This is a genomic window from Nocardia sp. NPDC059764 (genome assembly GCF_042732555.1).
GTDB lineage: Bacteria > Actinomycetota > Actinomycetes > Mycobacteriales > Mycobacteriaceae > Nocardia.
The window spans coordinates 22,130-28,129 of sequence record NZ_JBHWHH010000096.1; the positions used below are offsets into that span (position 1 = coordinate 22,130).

General features: G+C 64.1%; 8 protein-coding genes. 3 read left to right on the forward strand and 5 right to left on the reverse strand.

Annotated elements, in window-relative coordinates; genetic code table 11:
• The first annotated feature begins 235 nt into the window (after positions 1-235).
• Positions 236-625, forward strand: coding sequence for a nitroreductase family deazaflavin-dependent oxidoreductase (locus tag ACFV4K_RS21430; RefSeq protein ID WP_379277084.1), 390 nt, complete (start codon positions 236-238; stop codon positions 623-625).
• A gap of 242 nt (positions 626-867) precedes the next feature.
• Here the strand turns inward: ACFV4K_RS21430 and ACFV4K_RS21435 are convergent, their stop codons facing one another.
• The 3 genes from ACFV4K_RS21435 to ACFV4K_RS21445 form a co-directional block, all read right to left on the reverse strand.
• A complete protein-coding gene (locus ACFV4K_RS21435) occupies positions 868-1,098 on the reverse strand; it encodes a hypothetical protein (protein WP_379277085.1) in 231 nt (76 codons plus the stop codon).
• A 127-nt stretch (positions 1,099-1,225) separates the two neighbouring features.
• Entirely contained in the window at positions 1,226-1,705 is a 480-nt protein-coding gene (locus ACFV4K_RS21440) for a DUF4279 domain-containing protein (RefSeq protein ID WP_379277098.1), read from the reverse strand.
• Positions 1,706-1,960: 255 nt separating this feature from the next.
• On the reverse strand, positions 1,961-2,494 hold the full coding sequence (locus ACFV4K_RS21445; RefSeq protein WP_379277086.1) for a hypothetical protein: 534 nt from the start codon (positions 2,492-2,494) through the stop codon (positions 1,961-1,963).
• A gap of 270 nt (positions 2,495-2,764) precedes the next feature.
• Between ACFV4K_RS21445 and ACFV4K_RS21450 the strand changes: the two genes are divergently transcribed.
• Both ACFV4K_RS21450 and ACFV4K_RS21455 read left to right on the forward strand, forming a co-directional pair.
• A complete protein-coding gene (locus tag ACFV4K_RS21450) occupies positions 2,765-3,379 on the forward strand; it encodes a DUF6301 family protein (RefSeq protein WP_379277088.1) in 615 nt (204 codons plus the stop codon).
• 683 nt (positions 3,380-4,062) lie between these two features.
• The gene (locus ACFV4K_RS21455) at positions 4,063-4,653 is read left to right on the forward strand and encodes a DUF4291 domain-containing protein (RefSeq protein WP_379277090.1); all 591 of its coding nucleotides are present in this window, start codon (positions 4,063-4,065) and stop codon (positions 4,651-4,653) included.
• Between the two features lie 29 nt (positions 4,654-4,682).
• Here ACFV4K_RS21455 and ACFV4K_RS21460 read toward each other — a convergent pair whose 3' ends face one another.
• Complete coding sequence (locus ACFV4K_RS21460; RefSeq protein ID WP_379277092.1) at positions 4,683-5,105, reverse strand: VOC family protein; 423 nt, start codon at positions 5,103-5,105, stop codon at positions 4,683-4,685.
• Positions 5,102-5,971: a putative protein N(5)-glutamine methyltransferase gene (locus ACFV4K_RS21465; protein WP_379277100.1), complete on the reverse strand. Its 870-nt coding sequence runs from the start codon at positions 5,969-5,971 to the stop codon at positions 5,102-5,104. The genes ACFV4K_RS21460 and ACFV4K_RS21465 overlap by 4 nt, the downstream gene beginning before the upstream one ends.
• Positions 5,972-6,000: the final 29 nt, after the last annotated feature.

Below are 6,000 nucleotides of genomic sequence, written 5' to 3' on the forward strand. Positions count from 1 at the left end.
TCGTTCAGCGGCAAGACCGGATATTCCAGTTCTGGATGGCGGGCGCTGCCGGAATGTACCGCGGCGACTTTGGACTCTATATCTGGAGTTCCATAGTGAGCAGACTAACGGCGCATCGGACAGCCGCAGTAGGGAGGTGCCCGGCATGTGGCCATATTCAGCGGATCGTTTGCGGGCCATGTACGTAGGCGGGCGGGCCAACGCCACCGCGCGACGCTTCGCCCGACTGTGGTCGATGGTCTTCGCCCTGGGCTTGCAGCCGCAACGTTGGATCAGTCTGGAAGTCGTCGGCCGCCGGTCCGGGCAGCTGCGGTGTTTCCCGGTAGGAATGGCCGACTGGGACCAGGACTGGTATCTGGTCTCGATGCTGGGCGAGAATTGCGATTGGGTACGCAACGTGCGGGCCGCGCACGGACAGGTCGTGTTGCACCGCCGCCGTCGCCGCCCGGCTCGCCTGGTCGAGGTGCCAGTGGCTGAGCGCGCCCCGATCCTTCGGCGCTATCTGGCGACGGTGCCCGGCGCACGTCCACACATCCCGGTGGATCCCCGCGCCGCACTTGCCGACTTCGAGGCGATCGCGCCGCGCTACCCCGTTTTCCGGGTCGAGCCCGAAACCCGACCATGACAACCACGAATCACCGCGTAGGACAACGCTATGACCGAGACCAGACTGCCCGCACCGGCCGGCACACCATGGTGGATATGTCAAGCGATGCGGGCGTCGGAAACGCACGGACATCGGCACTACCGTGCACTGGCGACGTTCGGCCGGCGAGCTCAGATGCCCTCTGCCCGTTGATCTTCCACGCCCCCGCGCTGGCCGGTTCGGTCAGCGCGGTATGCGGCAGTACCAGGATGTTTGAGTTTCTAGTCTGGTCCGCCAAGCACGATAGGCCGGTACGCCAGTGCTCTGTCCACGATTTGTTCAGGGGTCAACGGCGGTTCGGTGAAGTCCCAGAAGAGGTAGTCCGAGATGTGTGGATCTGCTACCGAATCCTGGATCTGGCCGAGCCATTCATCCAACTGTTCTTCGCTACCCGCAACGTTCTGGATGCGGGCGACGAGCTCAATGAGCTGCTCGCGATCAAGCTCGGCCATAGCGTCCCCTGCTCTTCTCGTGGTGAGGTCCAGCCCAATGATCGCAGCGACCGAACGGGAGAGGGTGCGCTGCCGGCTGCGGTTGAGCGGCGGTCCAGGCCGACCCATCAGCGGCAGTTCAGGATGTTCAGTCGTGGCATCCGGCGTCCTCGTCGGTAGGGCTGAGGTCGTACTCGTCGACATCGAGGCTGGTCGCGGTCGAGGTCAGAAACTGCAGGGTTGGCACCGACAGGTTCCACCCCAGCGGGCGAGGCCAGTCGCGTACCTCATCGATCGGAGTGCCGCCGGGGGCGTAGTGAACCCCGTCCGGATCGTGGAAATAGCGCACAACCGACAACCGTGACCAGATGTCGGGATCGCTTGTCATAGCGATCAATTGGGCACGACCGGGCTCGAGTCTGTCGATCAGTCGCTCGATCTGATCGTCGATCGCGCCCTCGACGCTGTCCTCGATTCTCCAGGTATGAACTCCGCGAACCCGACCTCCCGCACGCGTGGTTCCCTTGACCTCGACCTCATCGGGTTCGACTCCCAACCGAATTGTCATTTCGGCCGCCGACACGACAGAGCTGACCAACTGGAAATACGAGTACTGCCGGATCTTCATCACCGCGGGATTGCACCATGGCAACGTCGTTGAAGACCAAGTGTTTTCACACCGATGCCTGCAGCTCGGGGGCGATCGGCCACTCTGCCTTCGGCCCATCCGGATGCCGCAACGGCCCCGAGATGTCCCTGCCGAACAGCCTTGTAAGCGGCAATAGCGTGCGTTCTGATGTGGGGCGTTCTCTCTCGCGCACTGTTGGGCTAGACGTCGACCCGTACAAGCTTCGGGGAAGGTACTCGGTTTCGTGGGGAAGCCTCAGAATTGGCCGTCGTTGCGTACCACGGTAATTGACTGTCCGACGGCGTTGGCTGCGGCGCTGATCGGGTCGAGTCGCTCACTCGGTACGAACGTGAGTCCCCATCCGTCCGCGTTGAGGTCGAGCGAGACCAGTGCAATGCCGGTCTCGTTCAGGCACCGTTCGCCGAATTCCCGCAGGAAGGCCACCGCTGCATCTCCGGATCCCAGGTCGGCTGTCTTCTGGATCAGAGCATCCGACCAGCTGGGGAAACCCCCGTAGTGCCCGTGGTACGGGTACTCCACATACGCGTCCGCCGCCAAGCGATGGAGGATGTCCTCCGGATAGTCTTTCCAATCGATGTAGGTGTAGGCGAGATACCGTGCCAGTTGGTCCTGCAGGGCGGCAAAGGGGTCATCCTTGGCGACCCGCACCGGCTCCGCGAAGTCGTCGGGCATGTCCGGCCCTCCCAGCAGTTCGGCGAACTCGACCCACCTTGACTGCTCCACGTCGGATAGCACTGCAAACAACCCCTCTGAGTTTTCGTGAACCATATGTGCTCCGATGCTATCGATCCGAGCCCACGCCGATCCGTCAACTCGTCCCGACCAACCCCGGCCGATACCCAGCATTCAACTGCCGCAATCAATTACCGGATACGCCCTAGGTCACGCCTGGCCGCTCCGGACCGCGCGAGACGCGGCATGAGCGTGCGTTTGCTTCAGTTCGTTGTGCGGCTTCACCCGCACGTCCAGGGCAGCGCGACTGTCGGCCAGTTCAAGTATCTATAGTTCTGGCAGCGGGCTTTTGGCGAAGGGTATGGCGTGGACGAGCAGGGTTGGGTATCGGCCTCCGAGCAGTACAACGACGATGGGGCGATCGAATCGGTGCGGGAGGACATACCGTCGGCGGCCCGGAGTTGCAGCGCGGAGAACCAGTTGCGGCCGCCGGCCGACTACGACGGTGCCGTGCGAATCGCAACGCTGGCCGCCGGATTCGACTGGACGTGGTACATCGAAAAGGATTTGCGGCGATTCTGCGATGCCGCCGGGTGGTCGATCACCGGGTCCACCGAATACGGCGACGACCTGCGTACCGATCTTCGTATCCAATCGCGATCAGCGAAAGTCGGGTTCGTGAAGCGAATGTTCGATGACATTTGGATCCCCGTCACCGACCGGCTCGATCAGTCGCTGCCGTGGGAGCAGATGCGGACAGCTCTTGCCGACACGTTCGCAGCGTTCGCTGATCGTTTGATCGACGCTCTGGGCCCGCCGACCCGCCGCGAACCGGACGAAGACGGGACCTTGCTCTGGGACCGCCACCATGTCTGGATCAGACTCGAGGTCGGCGTGCGCGACATTCGTCTTCATCTCGTCAGTTGGGAGTGGCAGGCAACCGCCGACGCCGAGGCGAAATACCATGCGGGTGACTGGTGACAGTCACGGTGGCTGAACGACCCAGGACTGATGACTGAGGTTGCCGAGCAGTTCCGGCCGGAGGCAGCTGCCTCTTTCCAAGACCGACTACCGCCGATGTCAACGATGCGTACGTTCGCTCATCGGCATGAGCGTGCGTTCGGCGGCTGATGCCACGGCCGTTCCCAACCGCCCGGGCAGTGCAAGACTGCGCGTCCGTCGCAGTGCGATCAGCATCGAAAGCGGGCCGTGGCTTCGCTGACACGTATGACAGTTCCCGTCAGTTGCGGTCCGCCGTCGATCGGTGCGAGGGCAAGTTCCAGTGCCTGAATCGCCGCATCCGCTTCCGAGGCCGCCACCGGGTCGCCGCGTCGCCACGCGTCGCGAGAAGCAGCGAACACGGCTGGAGATCTGGCTATCCAGGTCCAGGCTCGAACAAGCAGTCTGTCCAGAACATGTCGACGGCGTTCTGGGTCATGACGCCGATGACTTCATCTGCCCGCACGCGCCGCCAACTGGGATCAGTCATCACTCTTCTCTTCGCTCGGCACGATCGTGTGTTCAGCCGACGCTGGATGCCTTGACCAGTTGATCTTCCGAGGCGCCGCGGCGGTCGATTCTGTCACGGGGTCGATGGGTACGTCACGCTCGCGCTGGAAACTCACTGGTGACCGTGTCCGCTCGCCATTACTGTTGCGCGCGTTATGAATCAGTACGAGATTCGCGCCGACTTCGACCGTGACACCATCGTCGTCTATCAAGCGTTCAACGATGCCATTGCTACCGCCGCTGTCGGCGCGCAGCGGTTCGTCGAGCCCTTTTCGCGCAATCGGATGACATGGATCAAACCGTCCTATCGGTGGCTCATGCATCGCAGCAACTGGGCCCGCAACGCCGGGCAGGAACGCATACTCGCGGTTCGGATTACACGTGCCGGATGGGAGGAGGCACTCGGTTGTGCGGTGCTGACCAGTCCGGAGCGGAGGGTGTATGCCGATGCCGCGCGGTGGCGGGAGCAGTTCGAGGAGGCGGTCGTGCGGGTGCAGTGGGATCCGGAGTATTCGATCCGCAATGTGAAGCTCGACCACCGGAGCATTCAGGTCGGGCTGTCCCGCAACATCGTCCAACGCTATGTCGACGAGTGGGTCGTGGAGATCCGAGACCTCACCGCCCTGACGCACAAGATCTCCGCGCATCTGCGCGAGGGGCGGGTCGACCGCGCCACGGCGCTCCTGCCCCCGGAAAAACGCTATCCACTCGCGGAGAATCTGGCGAAAAGGGTTGGTGCAGAGTGATTCGTGCTCATCGGCTCATCAGCGTATGTCTAGCGCGTCGTGTTCCACGCTTTGTGGACGAACTCCAGGCGGTTGCCGTCAGCATCGCGGACGTTGGCGGCGTAGTAGCCGGGCGCGAAGTAGGTTCGGTCAGCCGGTTTGCCTTCGTCGATTCCGCCCGCGCTGATGGCGGCGGCGGAGGAGGCGTCGACCATCTCGTTGCTGTCGCAGGCGATGCCGAGGTAGAGGCCCGTCTCGCCGGGTGTGCGCCGGCGCAGCCAGATGCTCGAGCCGGCCTTCGCGCCTGAGATGTAGTCGGGATCGCCGATGCCGAAGAGGTCGGGTACGTCGTCTGGCCCGGAGGAGGCGTTGTAGTTCCCGAACGCGCGCCAGCCCGCGGGGGCGAGGGCTTCGAGGTAGAAGGCCAGTGCCCGCTCGATATCGGTGACAAAGATGTAGACGCGGTCGATCACTGCGCGTCCTCTTTCTGTGTGGAGGCGTTGCCCCGGGCGAACTCGTCGAAGGGATCGGTCGCGAAATCCGGTGTCCGGGTGCCGATTACCACGGTCGCGCCCATGTCCTCGCACTCCACGATGCGGGCTGCGAGGTGGTGGGCGCGCATGATGTCCGCGGCGACCGGGGCTTGCTCCTCGCTCTCCTCGACGAGGAGGTGTCCGCCGGGGGCGAGCCAGTCGCGGGCGACGGCGGCGATGCGGCGTAGTACGTCCAGACCGTCGACGCCTCCGTCGAGGGCTCGGCGCGGCTCGTGATCGCGGGCCTCCGGGGGCATGTCGCGGATGTGGTCGGAGGGGACGTACGGGGTGTTGGCAAGGAGGACGTCTACGCGGCCATGGAGGTCCAGGGGTACTGCGTCGAACAGGTCGCCTTCGACGACGTGTGCGTTCACTGCGGCGAGGTTTTCTCGGGCGCACACGATGGCGGCCGGCTCGATGTCGGTGGCGGTCAGTTCGACGCGGATGCCATCCTGCGCCAACTCTTTCGTGAATGCCAAGCCCAAAGCGCCGCAGCCGCAGCACATATCGAGCGCCACAACCGGCCGGCCCAGTGTGCGGGCGAGGGTGACGGCCTGTTCGACGAGGAAGCCGGTGCGTTGGCGGGGGACGAAGACGCCGGGGGCGACGTTTACGCGGAGGCCGCGGAATTCTGTCCAGCCCAGGAGGTGTTCGAGGGGGAAGCCCGCGATGCGTTGGGTGACAAGCGTTTCCAGATGGGTGGGGTCGGTCGCCGCGGATAGGAGGAGGGCGGCCTCGTCTTCGGCGAAAACGCAACCGGCCGCACGCAGGCGTGCGACCAGGGGTGCGGTGTCACGGGCGGTCACCGCGTCATTGTGCACGGCCGGACCCCCGC

Coding starts and splice junctions, on each gene's coding strand:
- ACFV4K_RS21430 (WP_379277084.1), top strand. CDS start 236: ATGGTCTTCGCCCTGGGCTTGCAGCCGCAACGTTGGATCAGTCTGGAA.
- ACFV4K_RS21435 (WP_379277085.1), bottom strand. CDS start 1,098: ATGGCCGAGCTTGATCGCGAGCAGCTCATTGAGCTCGTCGCCCGCATC.
- ACFV4K_RS21440 (WP_379277098.1), bottom strand. CDS start 1,705: ATGAAGATCCGGCAGTACTCGTATTTCCAGTTGGTCAGCTCTGTCGTG.
- ACFV4K_RS21445 (WP_379277086.1), bottom strand. CDS start 2,494: ATGGTTCACGAAAACTCAGAGGGGTTGTTTGCAGTGCTATCCGACGTG.
- ACFV4K_RS21455 (WP_379277090.1), top strand. CDS start 4,063: ATGAATCAGTACGAGATTCGCGCCGACTTCGACCGTGACACCATCGTC.